At 68.5% G+C, this 25,045-nt stretch carries 17 protein-coding genes and 1 riboswitch; of the genes, 11 read left to right on the top strand and 6 right to left on the bottom strand.

Features of this window, described 5'->3' with window-relative positions; all coding sequences use genetic code 11:
• Positions 1 to 9 precede the first annotated feature (9 nt).
• Both NZ773_07435 and NZ773_07440 read left to right on the top strand, forming a co-directional pair.
• A complete protein-coding gene (locus tag NZ773_07435; protein ID MCS6801758.1) occupies positions 10 to 1,443 on the top strand; it encodes an RtcB family protein in 1,434 nt (477 codons plus the stop codon).
• A 6-nt stretch (positions 1,444 to 1,449) separates the two neighbouring features.
• Entirely contained in the window at positions 1,450 to 3,246 is a 1,797-nt protein-coding gene (locus tag NZ773_07440) for an adenosylcobalamin-dependent ribonucleoside-diphosphate reductase (protein MCS6801759.1), read from the top strand.
• Here the strand turns inward: NZ773_07440 and NZ773_07445 are convergent.
• Positions 3,243 to 3,656 carry an HPF/RaiA family ribosome-associated protein gene (locus tag NZ773_07445; GenBank protein MCS6801760.1) on the bottom strand — a complete coding sequence of 138 codons (414 nt, stop codon included), beginning with the start codon at positions 3,654 to 3,656 and terminating at the stop codon, positions 3,243 to 3,245. The genes NZ773_07440 and NZ773_07445 overlap by 4 nt on opposite strands.
• A 688-nt stretch (positions 3,657 to 4,344) precedes the next feature.
• Positions 4,345 to 4,549, top strand: a riboswitch (cobalamin riboswitch).
• A gap of 22 nt (positions 4,550 to 4,571) precedes the next feature.
• Between NZ773_07445 and NZ773_07450 the strand changes: the two genes are divergently transcribed.
• The 3 genes from NZ773_07450 to cobN are packed head-to-tail and all read left to right on the top strand — an operon-like array spanning position 4,572 to position 10,635.
• Positions 4,572 to 5,561: an ABC transporter substrate-binding protein gene (locus NZ773_07450; GenBank protein ID MCS6801761.1), complete on the top strand. Its 990-nt coding sequence runs from the start codon at positions 4,572 to 4,574 to the stop codon at positions 5,559 to 5,561.
• A 6-nt stretch (positions 5,562 to 5,567) separates the two neighbouring features.
• Entirely contained in the window at positions 5,568 to 6,377 is an 810-nt protein-coding gene (locus tag NZ773_07455) for a methyltransferase domain-containing protein (protein ID MCS6801762.1), read from the top strand.
• Positions 6,370 to 10,635, top strand: a complete 4,266-nt coding sequence (cobN, locus tag NZ773_07460; protein MCS6801763.1) for a cobaltochelatase subunit CobN — start codon at positions 6,370 to 6,372, stop codon at positions 10,633 to 10,635. Before NZ773_07455 ends, cobN begins: the two co-directional genes overlap by 8 nt.
• Positions 10,636 to 10,974: 339 nt before the next feature.
• Here cobN and NZ773_07465 read toward each other — a convergent pair whose 3' ends face one another.
• The 4 genes from NZ773_07465 to NZ773_07480 all read right to left on the bottom strand — a co-directional run bounded on the left by NZ773_07465 (position 10,975) and on the right by NZ773_07480 (position 16,057).
• Entirely contained in the window at positions 10,975 to 11,874 is a 900-nt protein-coding gene (locus NZ773_07465; protein ID MCS6801764.1) for a class I SAM-dependent methyltransferase, read from the bottom strand.
• Positions 11,871 to 13,499 (bottom strand): glycosyltransferase 87 family protein, encoded by a 1,629-nt coding sequence (locus tag NZ773_07470; GenBank protein MCS6801765.1) that lies wholly within the window; start codon positions 13,497 to 13,499, stop codon positions 11,871 to 11,873. The genes NZ773_07465 and NZ773_07470 overlap by 4 nt, the downstream gene beginning before the upstream one ends.
• A 245-nt stretch (positions 13,500 to 13,744) precedes the next feature.
• Positions 13,745 to 14,050, bottom strand: coding sequence for a type II toxin-antitoxin system Phd/YefM family antitoxin (locus tag NZ773_07475; GenBank protein ID MCS6801766.1), 306 nt, complete (start codon positions 14,048 to 14,050; stop codon positions 13,745 to 13,747).
• A gap of 435 nt (positions 14,051 to 14,485) precedes the next feature.
• Positions 14,486 to 16,057, bottom strand: a complete 1,572-nt coding sequence (locus NZ773_07480) for an ABC transporter substrate-binding protein (protein ID MCS6801767.1) — start codon at positions 16,055 to 16,057, stop codon at positions 14,486 to 14,488.
• Positions 16,058 to 16,231: 174 nt separating this feature from the next.
• Here NZ773_07480 and NZ773_07485 point away from each other — a divergent pair, with 174 nt between their 5' ends.
• From NZ773_07485 to NZ773_07500, 4 genes are all read left to right on the top strand, one after another.
• Complete coding sequence (locus NZ773_07485; protein ID MCS6801768.1) at positions 16,232 to 17,485, top strand: hypothetical protein; 1,254 nt, start codon at positions 16,232 to 16,234, stop codon at positions 17,483 to 17,485.
• Positions 17,486 to 17,890: 405 nt separating this feature from the next.
• Entirely contained in the window at positions 17,891 to 19,456 is a 1,566-nt protein-coding gene (locus NZ773_07490; protein MCS6801769.1) for an ABC transporter substrate-binding protein, read from the top strand.
• Positions 19,453 to 20,211 (top strand): VOC family protein, encoded by a 759-nt coding sequence (locus NZ773_07495; GenBank protein MCS6801770.1) that lies wholly within the window; start codon positions 19,453 to 19,455, stop codon positions 20,209 to 20,211. The genes NZ773_07490 and NZ773_07495 overlap by 4 nt, the downstream gene beginning before the upstream one ends.
• Complete coding sequence (locus NZ773_07500; GenBank protein MCS6801771.1) at positions 20,208 to 21,677, top strand: gluconokinase; 1,470 nt, start codon at positions 20,208 to 20,210, stop codon at positions 21,675 to 21,677. Before NZ773_07495 ends, NZ773_07500 begins: the two co-directional genes overlap by 4 nt.
• Before the next feature lie 30 nt (positions 21,678 to 21,707).
• Here the strand turns inward: NZ773_07500 and NZ773_07505 are convergent, their stop codons facing one another.
• Positions 21,708 to 22,943 (bottom strand): MFS transporter, encoded by a 1,236-nt coding sequence (locus NZ773_07505; protein MCS6801772.1) that lies wholly within the window; start codon positions 22,941 to 22,943, stop codon positions 21,708 to 21,710.
• Positions 22,944 to 23,112: 169 nt separating this feature from the next.
• Between NZ773_07505 and NZ773_07510 the strand changes: the two genes are divergently transcribed.
• Both NZ773_07510 and NZ773_07515 read left to right on the top strand, forming a co-directional pair.
• The gene (locus tag NZ773_07510; protein ID MCS6801773.1) at positions 23,113 to 24,048 is read left to right on the top strand and encodes a class I SAM-dependent methyltransferase; all 936 of its coding nucleotides are present in this window, start codon (positions 23,113 to 23,115) and stop codon (positions 24,046 to 24,048) included.
• Positions 24,049 to 24,252: 204 nt separating this feature from the next.
• Positions 24,253 to 25,008: a MinD/ParA family protein gene (locus NZ773_07515; GenBank protein ID MCS6801774.1), complete on the top strand. Its 756-nt coding sequence runs from the start codon at positions 24,253 to 24,255 to the stop codon at positions 25,006 to 25,008.
• Positions 25,009 to 25,045: the final 37 nt, after the last annotated feature.

The following is a 25,045-nucleotide window of genomic DNA, read 5'->3' on the forward strand; positions in this document are numbered from 1 at the left end:
GGAGCAGCCATGAACTTGGCCAACTTGGAACGTCTCACCCCGTATTGCTGGACGGTGCCGCTCGCGCCGGGAGAACGGCGCGCGCCGGTTCTCCTCTATGGCAGCGAGCCGCTGCTCGTCAGCATGGACGACAAAGTCCTCGAACAGCTGCTGAACGTCGCCCGGCTGCCCGGCCTCGTCGGCGCCGCCATGACCATGCCGGACGCCCACTGGGGCTACGGCTTCCCCATCGGCGGCGTCGCCGCCTTCGACCCTGCTGCCGGCGGGGTCGTCTCCGCCGGCGGGGTCGGTTTCGATATTTCGTGCGGCGTCCGCTGCCTGCGCACCACGCTCTCTGAGACCGACCTCAACCGCAAAATGACTGCCGTCGCCGACGCCCTCTTCGAGACGATCCCCGCCGGACTGGGAGTCGAAGGAGCCGTTCGGCTGACCATGAAAGAGATCGATGACGTACTGCTCGGCGGCGCCGCTTGGGCCGTGGAACGCGGCTACGGAACCGCCGCCGACCTCGATTACATCGAGGAGAGGGGCACAATGGCAGGCGCGCTGCCGTCAGCGATCTCCGACCTCGCCAAGCGCCGCCAGCTCGGAGAGATGGGCACGCTCGGCTCCGGCAACCACTACCTCGAAGTCCAAGTCGTCGAGCAGGTCTTCGACCACGAGGCCGCCCGCGCCTTTGGGATCGAGGTCGGGCAGGTCGTGATCGCGATTCACTGCGGGTCGCGTGGCCTCGGTCACCAGATCGGGAGCGACTATCTCGTTTCGCTTGCACGGGCAGCGGGCCGGCTCGGCATCACGCTGCCGGACCGCGAACTCGCCTGCGCGCCGATCGAGTCGCCCGAGGGGCAAGCGTATCTCGGCGCGATGCGCGCCGCGATCAACTGCGCTCTCGCCAACCGCCAGATCCTGACCCACCTCACCCGCCAAGCGCTCACGCCGCTCTTCCCCAACGCAACGATCGAAACCCTCTTCGATGTCTCGCACAACACCTGCAAAGCGGAATATCACGAGGTCGATGGATCGCGCCGGCTGCTCTACGTCCATCGCAAGGGCGCCACTCGCGCCTTTGGCCCAGGCCATGAGTCGCTGCCAGCGCGCTACCGTGCCGTCGGCCAGCCGGTGGTGATCGGCGGCAGCATGGGAACAGGCTCCTACATCCTCGCGGGGATGGCGACGAGCGAAACGCGGGCGTTCGCCTCAGCATCGCATGGCGCCGGACGCGCGATGAGCCGGCGTCAAGCGCTCCAGCGCTGGCGCGGTCGGGAGCTCGTCGACGACCTCGCCGCCCAAGGCATCCTGATCCGAACGCGCTCGATGCGCGGTGTCGCGGAAGAGGCGCCGGGCGCCTACAAAGATGTCGACCTCGTCGCCGAGGCAACCGAAGCCGCTGGCCTCGCCCGACGGGTGGCGCGGCTCCGTCCTCGCATCTGCGTCAAAGGATAGGCCGCGATGTCGGCGGACCGTCGAGAAGCGCAGCCTCCGCTCACGTTCAGCCCCAACGCTCGGCTGATCCTCGAAGCGCGCTATCTCCAAAAGGACACCGAGGGCCATGTCGTCGAGACCCCCGAAGCGATGTTTCGGCGCGTCGCGCGCACGATCGCCGAGGCCGACCGCGCCTACGAGGGCGCCGCCGCGGCGCAGTTCGAAGAGCAGGTGTTTGAGGCGATGGCGAACGCGCTCTTTCTGCCGAATTCGCCCGCTCTGATGAACGCCGGCACTCCCCTCGGCCAGCTCGCGGCCTGCTTCGTGCTCCCCGTCGACGACAGCATCCCGTCCATTTTCGGCGCCCTGCGCGAGATGGCGATCATCCAGCAAACGGGCGGAGGCACGGGGTTCTCCTTTTCGCGCCTCCGCCCGAAGGGCGACCCGGTGCGGGAGACCGGCGGCATCGCCTCAGGGCCGGTCTCGTTCCTGCGTGTCTTCGACGTCGCGACCGAGGTGATCAAGCTCGGCGGGCGCCGGCGCGGCGCCAACATGGCGGTTCTGCGCGCCGACCACCCCGACATTCTTGACTTCGTCACCGCCAAGGAGCTCCCCGGCGCGCTGACGAACTTCAATCTCTCGGTCGCGCTGCCCGATTCGTTCGCGGACGCGCTGACACGCGCTGAACAGTGGCCGCTCGTGAACCCGCGAACCGGCCAGCCGACCGGGAAGATCCCAGCGCGCGAACTGTGGGACGCGCTCTGCGCCGCAGCGTGGCGGACCGGCGACCCCGGTTTGCTCTTCATCGATGAGATCAACCGCCACAATCCGACGCCGGCGCTCGGCCCGCTCGAGGCGACCAATCCCTGCGGAGAAGCGCCGCTCCTGCCCTATGAAGCCTGCATCCTCGGGTCGATCAACCTCGCTCGGCTCGTCGTCAACGGCACCATCGACTGGGAGCGGCTTGACCAGTTGACCCGGCTCGGCGTGCGCGCGCTCGATGACCTGATCGACGCCTCGCGCTTTCCGCTTCCCGAGATCGAGGCGCGCGCGCACGCCACGCGCAAGATCGGGCTCGGCGTGATGGGATTCGCCGACCTCCTCTGCGCCCTTGGAGTGCCCTACGCCTCACCCGAGGCAGTCGCCCTTGCTGGCACGCTGATGGCGCGGATCCAAGCGGTAGCGCGCGACGAGTCCATCGCCCTCGGACGCCGGCGAGGCCCCTTTCCTGCCTGCGCCGAGAGCATCTGGCCGGCGCGCGGCATTCCTGTTATCCGCAATGCCACCCTGACGACGATCGCGCCGACCGGTACCCTGAGCATCTTGGCGGGGACCTCCAGCGGCATCGAGCCGATCTTCGCGCTCGTCTACGCGCGAACTGCTCTCGACGGCGCAGAATTGGAGGAGGTGCATCCCCTCTTCGTCCAAGCGCTCGAAGCCGCCCGCCTGCCAGTGGCGTCCCTAATCGCCCGCGCCGCAGAGACCGGCTCGATCCAGCAGTTCGAGGAGATCCCCGAGCCGATTCGGCGCCGGTTCGCGACAGCGCTCGATATCCCGCCGGAATGGCATGTCCGCGTGCAGGCCGCCTTTCAGCGCTTCACCGACAACGGCGTTTCGAAGACCGTCAATCTGCCCGCCGAAGCGACCATCGACGACGTCGCAGCAGTCTTTCGCCTCGCTTGGCAGCTGCGCTGCAAGGGCGTCACCGTTTTCCGGAGCGGCTCGCGTCCCGCCCAAGTCCTCCATATCGTCGCGCCAGCGCTCGGCATTCCCCGCCGCGTCGAGGCCGAGTTCAGCGGGGAATGCCGTCACTGCCCGAACTAGCCCTTCTCCTCCTCTTCGAGCTCTTCGGCCTCGTCGCGGCGGCCCGGCGGGTGCGGCCGCAGCGACCGCGGTTCGCGGCGGCTCGGCTGACCAAATGTCGGCTCGCCGCGCTGCTTCGCGAGGCGTCGCTCGAGTTGGCGCTCGACATCGCTCACCGCGAGACGGGTCGCCTTGTCGAGGGTCTCCGCCGACTGATGGCTGACCAGATGCCCGCCGAGCGGCCCGAGACTCACCCGGAGATTCAACTCGACGCGGCGCTGCGCCGGATGCTCAGTCACGCTCGCCTCCACGATCGGCTCAGGAAAATGGCGCAGCCGGGCCTCAAGCCCATCAAAGTGGCGGATAAATCGCTCCTTCTCGGCCTCGCTCATCTTCAGGCCGTTCTGATGCAGAACATAGCGAAGTGTCATGCTGCTGCTCCTCTCTTCGCTGCAGGTTGACAGCCCTCCTCTTCCGCGCTCGACAGCCGTGCGGCCGCCTCCGGCTCATCTGGCTGCTCAGCAGCCTCGGCGCACGTACCGGCCAGAGACCACCGCAGGTCCTAGCGGTCGGCTGCGCGCGGAGATGCCTCCTGACCGATGGCCGCCGCGCAGACAAACTCGCCCCGCCCGAAGGCGACAAACGCCTCGCCTGGGCGGGCCGCGCCGCCCGTACGACACCATTGCGCTCTTCGTCAGAAGCGCCGTTCGGGCTCGCCATACGAGAACGCGCTCAGCCTCCCGCGCCGTCGCCCAACCGTTCCGCGCTCGGAGACCGGCCGCCGCGAGCAGGGCGCGCGCTGCGGATGGATGCCGCCCGCAACAGTTATACGCCAGTTTCGCTGCGCTGCCCTCCGCGATGAAAGTGCCGTTCGGCCCGCGTGCGGCAGTTCCTTCCGCATCCCAAGGGTCGGAGCGCGGTTCTTGCCGACAGCGCGCTTTTGGAGGGCGACGCGCTCGGCCGGCAGCAAGGGCCGGGCAGGATCCCGCGGCCAAGCCGTTTGGCGCGAGCACTCTCGACCGCGCCGCAGGGACAGCGCGCGGTCCGCTTCCGCCTCGCGCCCTCTGCCGCCGCTCAGCGCGATGGACGGCGTGCGCCGCCGCTGATATGATTCGCGCGCAATTGAATAGGCTCACGGGTTGCCCGCGCGCGCGGGCCGAAGAGGGAAGCCGGTGCAAATCCGGCGCTGTCCCGCAACTGTAACCGGTGAGTCGGCTGGAGCTTCACCTCGGTGACGCCACTGTCCCCAGCGGGATGGGAAGGCGATCCAGCGCGGCGCTTGGAGCCGGAAGCCAGGAGACCTGCCCGGGAGCGGAACTCGCCAGCCTTCGCGGAAAGGAGATGGCATGCCCCGACCCCTTGCTTTTCTCGTTCTTCCCCTGCTCCTTCTCGCTTCCTGCGCCTCGCCCCCGCCGGCTGCTCAGCCCGGCGCGCCGGCCGTTCAGACCGCCGCGCCCGACGCAGGCTGGCCCCGCCAGATCGACACGCTCACCGGTCCTGCCGTCATTGAGCGGCGCCCTGAGCGCATTCATGCCCTCTCCCTCGGCTACGAGGAGATCCTGCTCGCTCTCGCCGGCCCTGAGCGCTTCGCCGCCGTCTCGACCTTCGCCGTCGACCCGTCGCTGTCCAACTCCGTCGCTGTCGCCTCGCGCGTTCCGCGCCGCGTCAGCCGCGACCCGGAGGCGATCATCGCCACCGAAGCCGACCTGATCATCGCCAGCACCACCACCCGCCAAGATCTGCTCGACCGCCTGCGCGCTGCCGGCGTCACCGTCCTCATCCCGCCCTTCCGGGAGACAGTCGACAACCTTCCTGAGCAGATCCGCTGGCTCGGCCGCGTTGTCGGCGAAGACGCCGCCGCCGAGCGCATGGTGACCACCCTCCAGGAGCGGCTGGCCCGGGTCGATGCGGTGGTCAGAACGAAGCCGGAGACGGCACGGCCGCGTGTCCTCTTCATCACCAGCGCCGCCTACTTCGTCGCCGGTGACGGCGCGCTCCGCAGCGTCCTCCTCCAGCGCGCCGGCGGCCGCAATGCCGCCGCCGAGGCCGGCATCCAAGGCGACAAACAAGTCGGGCTGGAGTCGATCGTCGCCATCGCCCCGGACGTGATCATCACGGCTGATACCGCCACGGGCGACGTCGCGCGTCAGGTGCGCGAGCAGCCCGCTCTCGCCGAGGTGCCCGCCGTCAAGAACGGCCGCGTTTTTTCAGTCCTGACGAACCGGGTGTCGGTCCTCTCGCACTACCAAGTGCGCGGCATCGAAGATATCGCCCGCGCGCTCTACCCCGCTGATTTCGCCGCGGTCACCTTCGCCGATTTCCCTGAGCGCTTCTAAGACGCCGTGCTCGACCCTTTCGCGACGTGGCGGGCGCTCCAAGCGGCCTCCACCGACCGGACCAGCCGCCTCGATGCGGCAGTCGACCTCGCCTTCTGGGAGACGGTCGCCGAACGGTATGACTGCGAGTCGCTCGCCTGCCGCGTTCCTGCCGTCGTCGAGCGCGTCCTTGCCCGGATCGGCCGCGGCAAGCGCGTCCTCGACCTCGGCTGCGGCACGGGCAGCTTCGCTCTGCCGATTGCGGCCGCCGGCAACTGGGTGACTGCGCTCGATTACTCCCCCGCGATGCTTGCCGTCTTTCGGCGCAAGCTGCCGGCAACGGAGGATCGCATCCGCCTCATCGAGGGGCGGATCGAGGACGCCGACCTCCCCGTCCACGACATCGTCCTCGCTGCCAACTCGCTCTATCGCATCGCTGACATTGAACCGGTGATCGCCCGGCTGAACGCGCTCGCGGGCGAGCGCGTGATCGTCGTCTGGAGCGTCGGCCGCGCCCCCGCTTGGAAGCAGCATGCCCGCAACCGCATCCGCCCCGGCCGCTACCAGCCCGGCGTCGACTACATCCATCTCGCCGCCGCGCTCTGGGCCGCCGGCTACGACCCCGCTATCGAGATCGTGACGGTCCCCGTGCGCGAGTGCTACCCCGACCTTGACAGCGCCGCTCAGGCGCTCATCGACTGGGCGGCGCCCGACCGCGACGAGCTCGCCGCCGCCCGCGCCGTCGCGCGCGAGATCTTCCATCCCGCCGCTGACGGCCTGATGCGCCCGAGCATCGGATCGATCGCCATTCTCACTTGGACGCCCAGCCATGACTGAACAGCCGCTGACGCCGATCGCCCGCAACCTCGTCATCCGCGCCGATGGCAAGCAGCTGAACATTGCGCCGAAGACCGGCCAGGTCTTCGTCTGCATGTGGGGCTGCTGCTGCGGCCGTGTCCAAGACGGCTACGCCGCCGTCCCGCTCGCCGTCTACCAGCGGGAATGGGAACGCCGGCGGATGCGCTTTCGCGTCCACCTCACCGAGTCCGGCTGCCTCGGTCCCTGTCCGCTCGCCAACGTGGTGCTCGTCATCTTCGACGGCCGCGCCACCTGGTTCCACTCGATCTCGAGCGAGAAGCAGGTCGTCGCCATCTTCGACTACCTCGACGCGATGCTCGCCGCCAACGCCTGGCTGCCGCCGCCGCCCGCGCTCGTCGACTACGCCTTCCAAGCCTACGACTGGGAGCTGGCGCGCGCCCGCGCCCACGGCGACCTGCCGGAGGTGCGCCGCGTTCCGACCGTTCAGCCGGGCATCCTCGTCCTCACTCACGCCGACACCGATATCCTCCTGATCGAGAAGGCCCGCCCGCGCCTCCCCCGCGACTTCCCGCCGCTGCGCGCGGTCAATCTTCGCGTTCTCCGCACAGCGGCCGACGTCGACGCCTTCGCTGCCGCCGAGCTTCCGGGCGCCGGGGTCGTCGTCCTCCGTCTCCACGGCGGACGGCCGAGCTTCCTCCACGGCTTCGACCGCCTGCGCCGCCTCTGCGAGCGCCAAGGCATCCATTTCATCGCCGTCCCCGGCCCCGATGAGCCCGACGCCGAGCTGACGGCCGCCTCGACCGTCCCGCCGGACGTCGTCCACCACGTGTTCTCCTATCTCCGGTACGGCGGTCCTCGCAACATCGAGCACCTGCTGCGCTTTCTCGCCGACCATCTCCTCTTCACCGGTTTCGGCTACCAGGCTCCCACCGAAGAGCCGCGCTCGGGCATCTACCATCGCTCCTCGCCCGAGCCCGGCCAGCCGACCATCGGCATCCTCTTCTACCGGGCGCATCTCCTCGCCGGCAATCTCGACCCGATCGATGCGCTGATTGCCGCCCTCGAGCGCCGAGGTGCCGGCGTGATCGCCGTCTACGCCTACTCGCTCAAGGAGCTCGACGAGCAGGGGCAGCCACTCGCCTTCGGCCACCTTGTTGCCGACGGCGCGCCGCTCGTCGACGCCCTCATCGTGACGATGAGCTTCGCGATGGGCAGCGTCAACCCGAGCGGGCCGACGCTCTCGACCTGGGCGGTCGAGCCCCTCGAGCGGCTCGATGTGCCGATCGTCCAAGCCATCACTGCCGGCATGACGCGCGACGCCTGGGAGGCCTCCACCCGCGGCCTGACGCCGCTCGACGTGGCGATGAATGTCGCCCTCCCCGAGTTCGACGGCCGCATCATCGGCGCGCCCATCTCGTTCAAGGAGGCGCTAGACGGGAGCGAGGTCTTCCGCTATGTCGCTGTCCCCGACCGCGTCGAGCGCGTCGCCGGCCTCGCGCTCCGTCTTGCCGCGCTCCGCCGGAAACCGAACGCCGAGAAGCGCATCGCCTTCGTCCTCACCAACTCGACTCAGAAGGCGGTCAAGGTCGGCAACGCCGTCGGCCTCGATGCCGGCGCCTCCCTCCTTGCAATCCTGCAGGCAATGCGCGCCGCCGGTTATTGCGTTGAGGGCGTTCCCGACGACCCGGACCAGCTGATGCACGAGCTGATCGACCGCTGCGCCTACGACAGCGAACTGTTCTCGCCCGATCAGCTCGCCCGCGTCGCCGAGCAGGTTCCCGCCGACCAGTATCGCGCCTGGCTCGCCGACCTGCCGGAGCGGAGCCGGCGCCAGATGACCGAGCGCTGGGGACCGCCGCCGGGCGAGGCCTATCTCGCCGGCGACGGCATCGGCGTGCCCGGCCTCCAGTTCGGCAACGTCTTCATCGCCCTCCAGCCCTCGCGCGGCTACGGCATCGACCCCAGCGCGATCTACCACATCCCTGATCTGCCGCCGCCGCATTACTACCACGCTTTCTACCGCTGGCTGCGCGACAGCTTTGGCGCCGACGCCATCGTCCATGTCGGCAAGCACGGCACCCTCGAATGGCTTCCAGGCAAAGGCATCGGCCTGAGCGACGCCTGCTTCCCGGATGCCTTCCTCGACGACCTCCCGCTCGTCTATCCGTTCATCATCAACGACCCGGGCGAAGGAACCCAAGCGAAGCGTCGCGCCCACGCCGTCATTATCGACCACCTGCCGCCGCCGCTCACCGACGCCGGCGCCTACGGCGAGCTGGCTGAGCTCGCCCAGCTCGTCGACGAGTACTACCAAGTCGAAACCACCGACCCCGCCAAGCTGCCGCTCCTCCAACACCAGATCTGGCAGCTGATCCAGAAAGCGAAGCTCGATTCGGATGTGCAGACGATCCTGAACTACGACAGCGCCGGCCACGTTCATGAATGGGAACCGACGGTCACTGAAGAGGGCACCCCTGTCAGCCTAACCGAGATGCGCGCCAAGGACTTCGCCCACCTGATCGAGAACATCGACGGCTATCTCTGCGAGCTGACCGGCGCCCAGATCCGCGGCGGGCTGCACATTCTCGGCCGCGTTCCTGAGGGCGAGCAGCTGATCGACCTCGTCGCCCATCTCGTCCGCCTGCCGAACCTCGAGGTGCCGAGCCTGCGCGCCGCGGTCGCGAGTGCTCTCGGCTACCGCCTTGAGGAGCTCCTCGAAGCGCCCGGCAAACGGCTGGCGCGCGCCCGCGCCGGCGCGCCAGCGGCCGCCTCCGACGCCATCGCGGCGATCGACGCCCGCGTCCTCGACCTCCTGCGCGCCCTCGCCGCCGCCGACTGGCAGGCGGCGGCCATCCCCGCGGTCATCGCCGAGACCCTCGGCAACGGCGCCCCGCCCGAGGTGACGGCGGTGCTTCGCTTTGTCTGCGACGAGCTGATCCCCAAGCTGCGCCGCACCGAGGATGAGGTCGCTAACGTCCTGCGCGCGCTCGACGGCCGCTATATCCCCCCGGGGCCAAGCGGCGCCCCCTCGCGCGGAATGGCCCACGTTCTGCCGACCGGCCGCAACTTCTACGCCGTCGACCCGCGCACGCTGCCGAGCGTCGCCGCTTGGCAGGTCGGCGAACGGCTCGCCAACGAACTGATCGATCGCTACCGCGCCGAGACCGGCAGCTATCCGGAGCAGGTCGGCATCTCGGTCTGGGGCACGACCGCCATGCGCACCCACGGCGACGACATCGCCCAAGTCTTCGCGCTCCTCGGCGTCCGGCCGCGCTGGCAGGCCGAGAACCGCCGCCTGATCGGGGTCGACCCGATCCCGCTCGAAGAGCTCGGCCGGCCGCGCATCGATGTCGTGCTGCGCATCTCCGGCTTCTTCCGCGACGCTTTCCCCCACCTCATCAGCCTGATCGACGACGCGATCGCCCTCGTCGCCAGCCTCGATGAGCCCCTCGATCAGAATTATGTCCGCAAGCACATTCTCGCCGAGGAAGCGCGCCGCCAAGCTGCCGGCGAGCCGCTCGAGCCGGCGCGTTTCCGCATCTTCGGCCCCAAGCCCGCGGCCTACGGCGCGGGGCTGCTCCCGCTTATCGAGTCGCGCAACTGGGCGACCGACGACGACCTCGCCGCGGTCTACATCGAATGGGGCGGCTACGCCTACACCGCCAACTCCTATGGGCTCGACGCGCGCGACGAGCTGCGGCGCGCCCTCGCCGGCGTCCAAGTTGCCGTCATCAATCAGGACAACCGCGAGACCGACATCTTCGACGCCGACGACTACTTCCAGTGGCACGGCGGGATGGTGGCGGCTATCCGGGCGCTGAGCGGCACCCAGCCGAAAGCGTATTTCGGCGACAGCCACGACCCGACGCGAGCGCGCGTCCGCGATCTCAAAGAAGAGGCAAAGCGGGTCTTCCGCAGCCGAGTGGTCAACCCGAAATGGATCCGCGCCATGGAGCAGCACGGCTTCAAGGGCGCGCTCGAACTCGCCGCCACCGTCGACTATCTCTTCGGCTACGACGCCACCGCCAATGTCATTGACGACTGGATGTACGAGCGGCTGACGGCCGCCTACCTGCTCGACCGCGAGACCCGCGCCTTCCTCGAGCGGGCCAACCCCTGGGCGCTCCACGGCATCGCCGAGCGGCTGCTCGAAGCGGTCCAGCGCGGCCTTTGGGAGCAGCCGAACCCCGACACCCTTGCCGCCCTGCGCGATATCTACCTCGCCGCCGACGCCGCCCTTGAAGGCCGGACGGAACGCGCCCCCAGCGAGCGATAAGCGGGCAACGCCGTCCTCTCGGCGGAGGAGGATGGCCGACCGATGCCTCGCTCCCCCAGCACGGATGACGAAGCAGAGGGCAGGCGCAGGTCGAGGCGCGGCGTCTCGCCGCGCTCAGACGTTGCGCATATCCGCTTCAAGGTGCTGGTAGACGTAGTCATACCATCCCTGGCGGGTCGGCGCTTCCTCGCCGAACAGTTCGACATGGCGGAGGTGAATTCCGTCGACGTACTCCTCAACGTTCTCGTACTTGAGGCGGCCAGTCGCGATATCCGATCTCGGCCGTTGGGTCGAAGGTGTCCTTGATGCGATCGAGCCACTCGCGGATGCCCATCGTCGTCACTCCTCATGCAGGGCGGCGCGAGTGTACCTCGCTTGGGCATAGACGGCGATCTCGTCCGGCAGCCGCAGTAGGCGCGACAGCCACTCCACGGCGATCATCAGCGCCCGCCCGGCACGGGAAGAGGCCACGCTGCGCCCCGGCTCCAGCTTCGCCCGCAGCGCTAGCCGCCGCACGTCAACGATCGGCTGCGGCACGATTGCCAGCACCTCGAACCCGGCAGCGCGCAGCAGCCGCCGCAGGTCGCGCGGAGCGTAGTGAAACAGGTGCGGCGCCGGGTTGTTCACTTGGAAGAGGGTGAAGAGCGGACCGACGACCCGACCGCCGGAGAGGTCGTAGGCAGCGTAGGCGAGCCGGTTGTAGAGGCCGTCGCGGTTGGGGACGGAGAGCGCGAGGAGGCCGCCCAGCCCAAGACGGCGATGGATCAGCCGCAGGACGCGCCGCGGCGCGGGGAGATGCTCAAAAACATTCCAGAGGGTGATCAGGTCGTAGCGCTCGGGGTCCGCCTCGAGCGCGTCGATCCCGCCGACGCGGATATCCAGCCCCTGCGCCCGGCCTCGCGCCGCGACCTCTGCTGCCGGCTCCAGCCCCCGCACGCGCCAGCCCGGAGGCGCAGCGCGGAGAAACCAGCCGAACGATGCCCCAATGTCGAGCGCCGTCCCCGTCGGCCGCCGCGCCGCGATCCAGCGCCAGTTCTCGCGAAAGACGCGCAGCCGAAACGGCTCGTAATAGGCGAGGTAGTCGTCGAGGTCGAGCGCAGCGTAGTAGTCGCCGCCTTCCGCTGCCGGCGGCAGCGCGTTGAGGTGGAGCCCGCAGCGGCGACAGCGCACCACAGTCAAGCGCGGCGTCCGCACCCGCACCGCAAAGCGGTCGCCGCCGCAGACAGGACAGCGCGTCACGGAGCAGCGCCGGCGGCCGTCGGTTCCTGCCCAGCGGCGCCCTGGGAGAGGGATGGCGCATCCTCCTCGGCCGCGAAATAGCCGATCGCCAGCATCGCGAGCGCGAAGCCGAGGTAGTTCGGATTCATCGTCCGCGAGAAGTAGAGGAAGACAATCGAGAAGACCCCGAAGTGGGCGAAGGCGGCGGCGAGCGTATTGCGCTTCCATTGGCGAATGAGCAGGGCGACCAACAAGGGGCCGGCGACGAGAAGCGCGAGCAGGCCGAAGGGAAACGGCGCAAACAGGTCGTCCACCCCGCCGAGCGCGACGACATAGGCCGCCGCACCCCATCCTTTGATCGGCAGGCCATCCGGCAGCGGCGCGCCCGCGTTGTAGAGCACGGTGTCTTCGAACAGCGCTCGCGCGTCCCAGAGAGCGAAGGGGAGAACAAACAGGAGCGCGCTGAGCGCGATCGGCAGCAGCGGCCGCGCCAAGCGCAGACGGAGCGTCAGCCGCTGCCCGCGCCAGAGGTAGAGCGCGAGGAAGGGAAGCAGCGGCCAGATCGTCCCCTTCGTCGCCGTCGCCAGCCCGATCGCCACGCCGCCGAGGGTGACGCGGCCGGTTCGGTAGGCAGCGAGCGCCAGCGCAACGAGCGCCAGCAGGAGGATGTCGTTATAGCCGTAGATTAGGTCGTTAGCGAGGATCGGGTTGAGCGCAAAGATCGCCGCCAAAGCCAGCCGGCCGCTTCGCGTCGGCGCGATCCAGGGGGTCGCCGCGAGCATCGCCAGATAGGCGATCACGTAGAGCAGGCGGTGGTCATACCAGCCCCAGAGCGTCGTCGTCAGAAGATAGAGCGGGACGGCAGGCACAAAGGCGAAGGGCAGATAGGGGTAGTGGCTCAGCCCCGGACCGCTCGGATACGCCTCGACGACCCAGGTCGTGCGCCAGTCCTGCTGATAGACGTTCGTCCCCTCCAGCAGCCAGCGGACGGCAAGATCGCTCATCAGCACCCCGCCGTCGTGGGCAAACTGCGCCGGCGTCGAAAGCTGGCGCAGCGCCATCACCATGCCGGTATTGGCAACCACCGAGACCAAGCAGATCGCAACCAGCAGCGTGACCTTCGCCGGATAGGTCCAGCGGACGCGCGCGCCCGGCCACGTCTCAAGGACATCGACGACGAGATACAGCCCAAGGAGGCCAAACGTGGTCGCCAGCACAAGCTGCGAGAGCGGGTCGGCGAGCCAATCGACGAGGAGCGCGAACGCCCGGTCCGGCAGCAGCGCCCCAACGACGGGGATCTGGCGCACCAGCTCTGCCGGGCGCGGAACGATCGCGTTGGCAAACGTATCGACGCGCGCCCGCGTGAGCACGAGCGCCGTCAGGACGAGGGCATCGAGCGAGATCGGCAGCCGAGCATTCACCGCAGCATCGGAGTCTAGTCGATGGGAGCGCCTGCTCCTGCTCGCTCGGCGAGGTGCGCCGGCGTGCTGGCGGCGCGCCAGCGCGTCCGTCACCTCGATCTGCGCCAGAAACTCCACGACGGTCACGATCGACAGGCCGCCAAGCCGCGGGTCGCCAGTCACGAGATAGTCCGCGTTGCCGTCCAGCGCAGCCGCGAGCATCATTTCGTCGTTCGGATCACGCACCGGCAGTGGGAGACCCTGCGCAGGAACGACGGAGACCCCATCGACCCGAAGGCGGCGAAGGAAAGCCCTCTCTCCTCAGGACTCAGCCTGTACCGCGCAACGAGGCGCGGACGAGAGAGGACTTCGACATACTCAGCAATCAGATCGGGGTTGTGAGAAGGCGAAAGACCGGCGTTCGCCACGCTCTCAGCAGGCGACCCGCGGCACTGCTTGGGTTAAGGAAGCCAGAGACGAGAAGGTTCGCATCAACAACGGCGCTGAGCAGCCTGCGCTCGCTCATACCATTCTCGACGAACTGCTTCGACGACCTCCGTTACGTCTCGATACACCTCGTCCGGGTCGATCGCGGCGTTGCGTTGCCAGCCTCCCTCAAAAACTGCCCAATCGCGGCCAGCTTCGCGCTGGAACTCCTCAACCAGCTCCGGGGCGATCACCTCTGCGTACGGCTTGCCGTGGCGCTCGACGATCACCGGCTCCTTGGTGTGAACGACCGTTCTCAACAGTTCGCCGAACCGGTTCTGCGCCTCCCGGGATGACACGCGCCGCGCCATTGCCCCTCCTCACCAGAGCGGCAGAAGGCGAGCGGGCCCGCTGTCAAGGCAGCGCGGGCACCGTCGTTGCGCGGCGCAGCTCGCTCTTCTCGCAATGCCGCCATCCCCGCACAGGAGGCACGCCGTCCAGCGATGGCAGAAGCGCGAGCCCGCCGGACGCGCGCCCCCTGTGCAGCCGGAGACAGGGACGGCGAGGAGCAGACACCTGCATGCGCCCAATCTCGCCTCACCGTCAGGGGTCGCCCACGAGGCGCCTGCGACGGCGGCCGTCCGCACAGTTGAGCAGGGGATCGCCGCGATCCGCCGCTGGCTCTGCGCCTCCTGCCGCCTGCAGGCTGTGCTCCGCCGCGGGGCCGGCACCTTTCCTCGCCCCGCTCCGATGGCGGGCGGCCGGTGTGCTTACCCCGCGCCGCCGCGCCGAAGGGCTGAGCCGCCTCAGTTGATCTTGTACGCTGCGTCGAAGTGGAAATAGAGGGGATGGTCCGGCTTGAAGCCGCGGGTCTTCGGGCCGGCGACGCCGAAGAGCGGCTCGACATAGAGCGCCTGAATATATGCATCCTCCACTTGGATCCGCGCGGCCCGCTTCAGGATGTCGGCGCGCCTGCGCTCATCCGGTTCGGCGTAGGCTTGGTCCATCAGCCGATCCCACTCCGGGTTGCACCAGTAAAGCGCCGACGGGTCGCCCACCGGCTTGCCGCAGCCGAAGAACGTGCGGTTCCCGCCGAAGCCGAGGGGGTCGCCTTGGCGGCCCATCCAGATATCTTCTTTCTGGAGGTTGTTCCGACCGTACGCCTTGTCGACCGCTACCGCCCGCTCATTCGGCGTGACCGTGAATTCGATCCCGACATCGCGGAGGTTGGACTGAATGGCGACGACCACGTCCTGCGGATTGAACGCCGTGGTGTAGCCGAGGCCGACCGGCAGCCGGAAGCCGTTCGGATAGCCTGCTTCCGCAAGGAGCTGGCGCGCCCGCGCCGGGTCGTATGGCGGGAGCGGGATCGTTGGGTCGTGGTAGGCTGTCCCCGGCACCGCGACTGAGATCGCCGGCTGGGCATAGCCTTGGAACAAGGTCGTGGCGATCGCTTCGCGATTGATCGCGTACCAGAGCGCCTGACGCACCCGCTTGTCGGTAAACGGCGTCCTGCGCAGTTCGTTGACCCCCTGCGGCAGCGCGATGTATTGGAGCGTGCTCAGGCCGACATGAACATCCATGTTCGCCTGCTTGAGCGCGTTCGCCTGCTCCGCCGTGAAGTTGACATCGAGCGCGAGGTCGATCTCGCCGGTGCGCAAGCCGTTGATGATCTGCGCATTCTCCGCGATCACCGTAAACGTGATCTCTTCGGCCACCGCTTTCCGGAACGCGTGAGGCTGCGGCCGCTTGCGGTAGTGCACGCCTTCCGTATTGCGGAAGCTGACGAGCTCATACGGTCCGCTTCCCATCGGCTTCTGGACGAAGCCGTCGAAGCCGACACTCTCGTAGTACTTCTTCGGAATGATCCAGAGGAAGTTCGCCGCCGCCGGAACGCTCATGTCCGGCTGACGGAGCAGAAAATCGACGGTGTACTCATCGACGACGTGGGCGCCGGTGACGTTTTCGAAATACGGCAGCTGCGGCCAGCGGCTCTTGATGACCGTCTCAAGCGTAAAAGCGACATCCTCTGCCGTCAGCTTCGAGCCGTCGGGCCAGCTCATATCTCGCCGGAGGGAGAAGCGCCACGCCGCCGCGTCGCCTTGGAGCGCCCAGCGCTCAGCGACCCACGGCGTCACCTGATAGCCTTCGCTCAGCTTTGTCAGCGTGTCGTAGAGCGGGTAATAGACAAAATGGAGCGTAGCCGACGCTTGCGGCGTGGGGTTGCCGAAGATGCCCTTGACGGCGACGCGCAGGTGCTGCCGTTCGGCGCGGGTTTCTTGGGGCGCCGGCGCACCCGGCTGCGGCGACGCGGCAGGAGCGCAGGCGGCCGCCGTCAGCGCGAGGACGAGAGCAAGACGACCAATGCGCATAACCATCACCTCTCTCCTGATGGTTCCCTCCGCATTGCGGCGCGTGTAGGATCACCACGTATCGTGGTTTGTATACTCTAGCGCCGGGCGCGCCGAACGTGTCAAGACTTTTCGCCGGGCACGCTTCTGCTGCCTGCTCCCCTTGCTACGATCTCGCGAGAGCATTTCGGAGGGTGCAGCATGCCGCGGACGCTTCTGCTGCTCGCTGTCCTGCTGCTGACACTCGCCCCGCAGGCGCAGGCGGCCCCGCCCGCCCAAAGCGCCGCCCAGCTCAAGCGCGCCGCGCTCGCCCGCCTTCGCGAGAGCAGCAGCGCGCCCGCTCCTGTTCGAACGGATATCGTCCGCGTGCTCGGCAACTGGGCGCTGGTCCGGTTCCAGCCGAAACCCGGGCAGGCCGACCCGTCGCTCGTCATCCTGCAGCGCAAGAACGGCGTCTGGAACGTCGTTGCCGGCCCAGGCACAGCCTTCCCGCCCGACCTCAGCCTTCCCGAGCAGTGGCCGGAGGAGCTCTTCTCATTCAGCGGCCTCTACGGCAGCCCGGCTATCCCGCCCGAGGACATTTCTCCCGGCACAGTCCCCCACTGGATCGCCGAGGGGACGAATATCGCCTTCCGCTTCCCCATCGACGCGAGCGCGGCTCTTCGGGACGGCAGCATCGTCATCACCGGTCCGCCGGCCGCCCCGTACGAGATCCTCCTCACTCCGCTGGCCGCAACCGTCGGCTCCGCGCTCGACGAGTGGGCTTTCGACCAGATGCAAACACGCCCGAACCCGGCGACGCTCGCTGCCGAATACTTCCCGTCGCCGACGGCCAACATTTTCCTCATTGAAGCCGTCAGCGGCCCGACCGTCGCCCGCGACTACTTCGTCGCCGCAAAGGCGGGCGGCCAAGTGTGGATGGTTCATGTCACCCTGCCGCGCTCTGAGCGCAGCCGGACGGCGCTGACGCCGGCAGAGCGCGCCGTCTCGCTCATTCTCCAGACCCTCCTGATCGGCCCGGGAGCGGTCATTCGGCCCCAGTCGACCTATCTCGACCCGATCACGGGCTACCGCTTCCAGTATCCGGAAGACTGGACGATCGTCTTCAGCGACGGCGCCGGCGCGACGGTGGCCGCCCCCGGCCGGGTCGGACCGACCAGCCGGAGCGTCGCGATCGCCCCGACCGGCGCGGTGACCATGGCCGAGGCTGAGCGCCGAACGATCGACAGCGTCGGGCAGGATGTGCGTCCCGTGGGAACGACCACGTTCGGGGGGCTCCAAGTGCGCCGCTACCAAGGGATGAGCGCACAGACAGGCAGCCCGACTTGGGGCTACCTCATTCAGATCTCGCCGGAGCAGGTGCTCTCCGCGCTCGTCCGCAACGACCGCGCCGGGCCCGACGGCAACCCGGAAGCCGGCTTTCCGATCGTCGCCAGCATCACGCCGCTGCGCTAAGGCGTTCGCGCGGCGCGATCGCCCCGCGGCAGAGAGACGCCCTGCCCCACGCCAGCAGAACGCGCCGCCCGCTGATCGCCTTGCTCCCCATCCGCAACGGCAACCGGTCAGGGACCCCATCGAGGCAATCGTGCCGACACGACCAAGCCCCGCGCGCCGCACGACCCGCCGTCGTTCCAGCCGAGGCCGCGCCCGTCGCCGTGCCCCGGTGCGCTCGGCAGGCAGCGTGCGCAGCCGCTCGCAACACGCCGTCCGCCCGTCCTCGCGTTCCTCGCTTCCCCAGCAATCCCCCGGCGCGCCGCAAAATTGCGCCAGAAATGAGACGCATGTGCAACAATATCGCTAACCCGCGCCCCTCACTCCAGTTCTGTTGCCTGCCGCCAGGATGGGCAGAAGGAGCAGCGCATGTCTCGCCTGCCGCGGTTACTGATCCTCACGGCCCTCGTCGCCGCTGCCTGCGCCCCGACCCCGCCGGGCCAAACCGGCGCGACCGGCCCTGCCGCCGGCGCAACCCCTGCGCCCTCGGAGATCGCCGACACGATCACTATCGGCTACCCGGTCTCTCTCCCCAGTCTCGACCCGCACCCGGTCGTCGCCCAGACCGGCGCCTTCGCCTTCGACCCCATCTACGACCAGCTCGTCCGCTACGACCGCAACGGCCAGATCCAGCCTTGGCTGGCCCGCGCCTGGCGTTCTGTCGACCGGCTCACTTGGGAGTTCACCCTCCGCGAGGGCGTCACGTTCTCAAACGGCGAACCGTTCGACGCCACTGTCGCCAAGTGGAATTTCGACCGCTTCATGAGCCCCGAAACCCGCGCCATCGAGCGGCCCACCTTCGCCACTGTCGACCGCGTCGAAGCGCCGAACCCGACCACCTTCCGCGTCATCACCCGCCAAGAGGACCCGCTCCTCGTCCGCCGCTTCAACCTGCTGCGCATGATCCCGCCGAAGCATTTCGAGGCGGTCGGTGCCGCCGAGTTCCAAGGCTCGAAGGCTGTCGGCACCGGCCCCTATAAGGTCGTGGAGTACGTCCAAGGCGACCGGGTCGTCTACGAAGGGTGGGACGGCTCCTGGCGCGGCAAGGGGAAGACAAAGCGCCTCGTCCTCCGCTTCACCCCCGACCGCACCACCCTCCAAGCGGGGATGCGCACCGGCGATCTCGACGCCGCCTTTGACCTGATGGCCGACCAGATCATCACCCTCAAAGGCATGGGCTTCACTGTCACCGAGGGCGTCTTCCCTGGCGCGTGGTATATGGAGTTCAACACCATCGGCGGCCATCCTGCGCTGCGCGACAAGCGCGTCCGCCTCGCCCTCAACTACGCCATCGACCGCGAGACGATCGCCAAGACCCTCTTCCGCGGCCTCGTCACCCCCGCTTGGCAGATGGCCAGCCCCGCCGCCAACGGCTACCAGCGCGACCTCCCCAACTATCCCTACGACCTCCAGCGCGCGAAGCAGCTGATGGCAGAAGCCGGCTATGCCAACACTCCAATCAAGCTGAAGGCCATCCTGACCGCCGGCGGCCGCACCTTCTCTGAGGCCGTCGTCGGCATGTGGAAAGAGCTCGGCGTCGAACTCGAGCTCCAGCTCGTCGACTTCGCCGTCTTCGTCGAGCGCTCGAACATCGGGCCGATCGAAGACATCCACGTCAGCCGCTCCACCGACGGGGATGTCCGCGACGCCGATGCCGCCTACCAGTTCATCGAGAACGTCGCCAACCGCGTCGAGGCGCGCGTCACTTGGCGCAACGAGCGCTTCGCCCAGCTCTACAACGCCCAGCGCACCGAGGTCGACCCCAACCGGCGCGCCCAGCTGCTCAAGGAGATGGTCACCCTCGTCTACGAGGAGGCGCCCGTCGCTCCTGTCTACTACCCCGCTCTCGCCTGGACGGTCAACCCCAAGGTGCGCGACGTCTTCGCCGCGCCGGACACTTCGCTCGACCTTGCGGCGATCTACAAGCTGAAGTGAGCTCCCGCACCACCCTGCTCGGCGTCCACCTCGCAGCGCGCGATCCGGAGCGGTCGCGCGCTTTCTACACTGCCCTCGGCTACCAGCCCCTGCCCGGCGCGCCGAACACCCTCGCCCTCGCGTGGCGCCCTGAGTGCCGCCTCGTCATCACCCCGGCAACCAGCGGCGACCCCGCGCCGGATTTTCTCTCGCGCGGGGTGCTGGCGATCGACTTCTACACCCGCGATCTCGACGAAGCGATCGCGACCCTCACCGCCCGCGGCGCCACGGTCTGGTCTGGACCGGTCGATTACCGCTTCGGGGCCAAACCGGTGCGCCACGCGATGCTCCTCGGTCCGGACGGCGAGCGGATCGGGCTGATGCAGGTCGACCGCCCCGCCTTCGCCACTTGGCGGGGCGACACCCTCTTCTCCGAGCCCGGGCTCTGCCCGATCGGCGCCCCGCCCGAGGCGCTCACCTTCTACACCGACCTGCTCGGCTGGCAGGTCGCGAGCGACACCTCGCTCGACTCTGTCCCCATGCGCCAGCTGACCAAGCTGCCCGACAGCGTCTCGATCCGGCTCGTGCTGCTCGACACCGGCGGCCCCTCCCAGCCGCGTCTCGAGCTGCTCATCCCCGACCTCCCCCTCCCGCCGACTAAGCCAGGGCGCGGCTTCCTCGGGTTTGACGACGGCTCCGGCCATGCCGGGCTGTACGACCCCCACACCGGCATCACGTACAGCATCCCGCAGCCGCGAACTGCTCCAGCGCGGTGACCGCCCCCGCCCTCCTCGGCATCGATATCGGCACCTCCTCCTGCCGCGCTGCGCTCTGGAGCCCGGACGGACAGCGCCTCGGCGGCATCGCGCGCGTCCGCTACCATCCTGACCTCACCCCGGACGGCGGCGCGACCCTCGACCCCGACGCGCTGGTTGCCGCCGTCCTCCGCATGCTCGACCGCCTGCCGCTCACCCGGCCCGTGGCAGCGGTCGGCCTCGCCACCTTCTGGCACAGCCTCCTCGGCATCGGGCGCGACGGCCGCCCCGTCACCCCGCTCCTCCTCTGGCTCGACCGGCGCAGCGACCCCGATGCCGAACAGCTGCGCGCCCAGTTCGACAGCGCCGCCATCCACGCGCGCACCGGCTGCCCCATTCACTCGTCCTACTGGCCGGCGAAGCTCCACTGGCTCCGCCGCACCCACCCGGCAGCGTTCGCCGCGGCAGCGCGTTGGTGCTCCTTCGGCGACTACCTCGCCGAGCAGCTGACCGGGCAATGCGGGGGCACCAGCCGCGCTCTCGCCTCCGCTACCGGCTTGTTCGACCAGACCGCAGGGCGCTGGGACCCCGACCTGTGCGCAGCGGTCGGCGTCGCTCCCGACCAGCTGCCCCCGGTCGTCTCGCCCGCCGCGCTCGCCCCGCTCCTTCCTCCCTTCGCCGCCCGCTGGCCGGCAGTTGCGCGCATCCCCTGGCTGCCGGCCAGCGGCGACGGCGCGGCGAGCAATGTCGGCGCCGGCTGCTTGACCCCCGACCGGCTCACGATCATGGTCGGCACCTCAGCGGCCGCGCGCGTTGCTTGGCGGGGGAGCGCTGCCGTCGCCGCCGGGCTCTGGCGCTACCAGCTCGATGACGAGCGCGTCATTCTCGGCGGCGCGCTGAACGACGGCGGCAGTCTGCTCGACTGGCTGCGGCGGACGCTTCGGCTGCCGCGCCGTGCCGCGCTCGAGGAGGCAGTCGCGGCCTTCCCGCCGACTGCCCACCAGCTGACCGTCCTTCCCGCATGGGGAGGCGAGCGCAGCCCGCGGTGGCGACTGGCCGTCCGCGGCGCGCTGCTCGGCGCGCGGCTGGAGACGACACCGATCGCGATCTACCGCGCCGCGCTCGAGGCCATCGCCCTCCAGCTCGGCCGCATCGTCGCCCTGCTCGACGCTGCGCTCTCCGCCCCGGTCCGCACGGTCGTGGCAACCGGCAGCGCCCTGCTCGGCTCGCCGGCGCTGCAGCAGATCCTCGCCGATGTGATCGGACGTCCGCTGCAGCGCTCCGCTGTGCCCGAAGCCTCGAGCCGGGGTGCGGCGCTTCTCGCTGCCGAGCGCGTCGGCCTGCTGAGAACGCCGCTCGACGCCCTGCCGCCGCCGGTCGACGGTGTCATCGAGCCGATCGCCGCCCGGGCCGCATCCTATCGCGAGGCACTTGCGCGCCTGATCGCCGCCGAGCGCGCGCTTGAAGAGGCAGCGCTTATCGGCTGACAGCGGTGCGGGGTCCTGCCGCGCGCTCGATCAGTCGCCCAGCGCGAGCGCAGGGCCCGGCTGGGGCCGCACCGCCGGCAGCAGCGCCAGCGCGATGAGCGTCATCGCCGTCATGACGAGAAAGATCGCCCGCGGACCGAGCAGATCGGCGAGCGTCCCCGCGATCACGCTCGAGAGCGGCGCCGAGATCGAGGTGCAGGCCGCCAAGATCCCGCTCGCGGCCCCCATGTGATGACGCGGCACCAGATCGGCGAGCAGCGGGATAGTGAGCACCATGCTGGCGGCATTGCCGATGCCGGCGAAGATGAAGACCAGCGCTCCTTGCTCGCGGGTGGTGATGACGAGCGCAAAGAGCGCGGCAAGCGCAAGGATGCAATAGCCGGCCGCCAGAATGCGCCGCTTGCCGAAGCGCGTCCCCAGCAGCCCAACTGGAACTGCAAAGACGGTTGTGCTCAGCAAGAGCAGCGCCGGCAAGAGCTGCGCTTCGCCCGGGGTCGCGCCGAGAATATCCCGGGTGTAGATCGACACCAGCGGCAGCACCGCGTTCACCCCTGCCCAATAGCAGAAGACCGCAGCGCAGAAAATCGCGGCGCTGCGGTAGTCGGCGGCGAGGCGCCGCAGCGGCAGCCGGGGCCCATGGACAAGCGCAGCGCGGTCCCACTGCTCCGGCGAGGGCTCGCGCACCCCAAGAACCGTTACCAGCACCCCGCCCGCAATCAGCCCGGCGGCTACGAGGAAAAACCCTTCCTCGATCCCCTCTCGGCTCAGCAGGAAGCCGAGCGCGAGGATGAACACCTGCCCCCCCATATCGGTGACGACCGAAAACGACGACAGCCGCTCGCGCGCCGGCCCTTCTGTCAGGTCGGCGAGCAGCGCTTTCTGGACGTCATCCTGCATGTTGAAGGCGATCGTGAACAGCCCGATAGCGACCACGATCGGCAGCAGCCGCGCCATCTCAGGGGGCAGTCCGCCGATCGCCACGTCGAGGCGGGCAATGGCAGGGGTTAGGCCGAGCAGCAGCGCGCCGAGGACGCCCCCAATAAGGATGAACGGCCGGCGGCGGCCGAGCCAGCCAAGATAGACCCGATCAGACCATGCCCCCGCAATCGGCGAGACCACCGCGCCAAGAAAGGTGCGCGAGTTCGCGATCAGGCTGATCAGCACGTAGGAGGTCGTGAACGCCGTGAGCCAGAGCGAGATGGTGTAAACGTTGAACGCGTTGAACACGCCAACAGCGAAGCTTCCCCCTAAGAACGCCAACTGCACGCCGCGCTCCCCTTCTGACAAGCGTAGCGGATCCGGCGCGCGGACGCGGCGGCACGACCGGCGCGGCGTGCCGCGGCAGTCCATAGACCCGCTCTATGGACGCTCGACACAACGCGAAACGGGTGGTATAGACTTCGTCTTACTGGGGATTCCGCTCAAAGGAGGTCCAATGAACGTGCAGCCCGCCCGCGCGCCGCAAGATCCGCGCGCCCGCGCCGCGATGGAGCAGGTCCCGCTCGACGTCGTCCCGCCGAAGCCGGTCATTACGCTCGACAACATCTTCGACCCGGAGACCGACTACGAGAAGTGGATGATGCGGCTTGTCTGGACCGACCGCGAGCGGGGCCAGAAAGTGCGCGACGAATGGGTCGCCACCCTGCCGTACTTCGACGGCCCAGCGGACAACTCTGATATCCTGCCGCCCGGCGCGCCACCGCCGAATGTTCCGCTGCACTGGCTGAAAACCCCGATCCACTTCACGCCTCTGCCCGACCCGCGCTACACCCGCTCCGTCTACATCGCCAAGAACTACTTCACCTTCACCCGCATCGAGCCCGCCCAAGAGCTGTTCGCCCGCATCTACGCCGGCTGGAAGCCGAAGCGCATCCTCGATGTCGGCACCGGCCTCGGCACCTCGGCGATGGCGCTCGCGCGCCTCTTTCCCAACGCCGAGGTGATCGGGATCGACCTCGCGCCCCACTTCATCCGGTTCGCCCGCAAGTGGGCCGAGCGCGAGAAGATCCCGAACGTCACTTTCTACCTCCAGCATGCCGGCGAGACCTGCTTCCCGGACGGCAGCTTCGATATCGTCAACGAAAGCTACGTGCTCCACGAGATGCCGCAGCCCGAGAGCGCCAAAATCATCCACGAGATGAAGCGCGTACTCCGCAGCGGCGGCCGCGCCAGCTGGGTCGATGTCATCTACGACGACACCGAGGAGGAGCGCCAAGCGCGGGTTCAGCGCGCCAAAGCAGCCGAGCCGTTCCTCGGCGAGTATATGAAGCTGAACCTTGAGCAAGCGGTGCGCGCCGCCGGCTTCATCAACATCGCCAAGCTGCGCGACCCAAGCTGGGACTGCATGGCGATCACGGGAATCAAGCTGTAGCGCGCCGCTGCCGTCCCGCTCGGCGGCACGCCCTCGTTCGGGCGTGCCGCCCCTGTTTCGCCGCAAGAGCGGCACCCCCGCCGGAGGAGACCTTTTTCTCGAGAACCGTTACACTCCTACGTGCCTATCCGTGGTGGCGGCATTCCCCAGAGAGCCATTCTCCGCTGGCTCGTCTGACCCAGTAGGCACCTCGCAGGAGTACCCGTGACCACGATCATCGCGATCCACTCTTTTCGCGGCGGGACCGGCAAGTCCAACCTGACTTCGAACCTGGCGGCAACGATTGCGCTCGCTGGAAAGCGCGTTGGGGTCATCGACACCGATATCCAATCTCCGGGCATCCACGTCCTCTTCGGGATGGACGAGAGCCAGATAGTCCGCTCGCTGAACGATTATCTCTGGGGGCGCTGCCGGATCGAGGAAACCGCCTACGACGTCACCCACCGCGTCGGCCAAGCGACCCAAGGAGCGCTTTTTCTCATCCCCTCGAGCATTAAGGCCGGCGAGATCGCGCGCATTCTGCGCGAAGGCTACGACGTCTCGCTCCTCAACGACGGCTTCCGAGAGCTCGGCAAGCGGCTGCGTCTTGACTACCTTTTTATCGACACCCATCCCGGGCTGAATGAGGAGACACTCCTCTCGATCGCCATCTCGGAGATCCTCATCCTGATCATGCGCCCCGATCGCCAAGACTTCCAGGGCACGGCCGTGACGGTGGATGTGGCGCGCAAGCTCGATGTGCCCAAGATGCTGCTGGTGATCAACAAGGCGCTGCCCTCCTTCGACCTCGCACAGTTGAAACGCCAGGTCGAAGAGACCTATCGCGCGCCTGTCGCCGGCATCCTGCCCCTCTCGGAAGAAGTCGTCCGCCTCGCCTCGAGCGACCTGTTCAGCATCCGCTTCCCGGACGACCCGTGGAGCGTCGAGATTCGCAAGATCGCTCAGCAGATCATGGACTAGCTACTTCACCGAGCGAACCGCGCTCCGCTACCCTGCC

Source organism: Dehalococcoidia bacterium (genome assembly GCA_025054935.1).
In the GTDB taxonomy this organism is placed as follows: domain Bacteria; phylum Chloroflexota; class Dehalococcoidia; order SpSt-223; family SpSt-223; genus JANWZD01.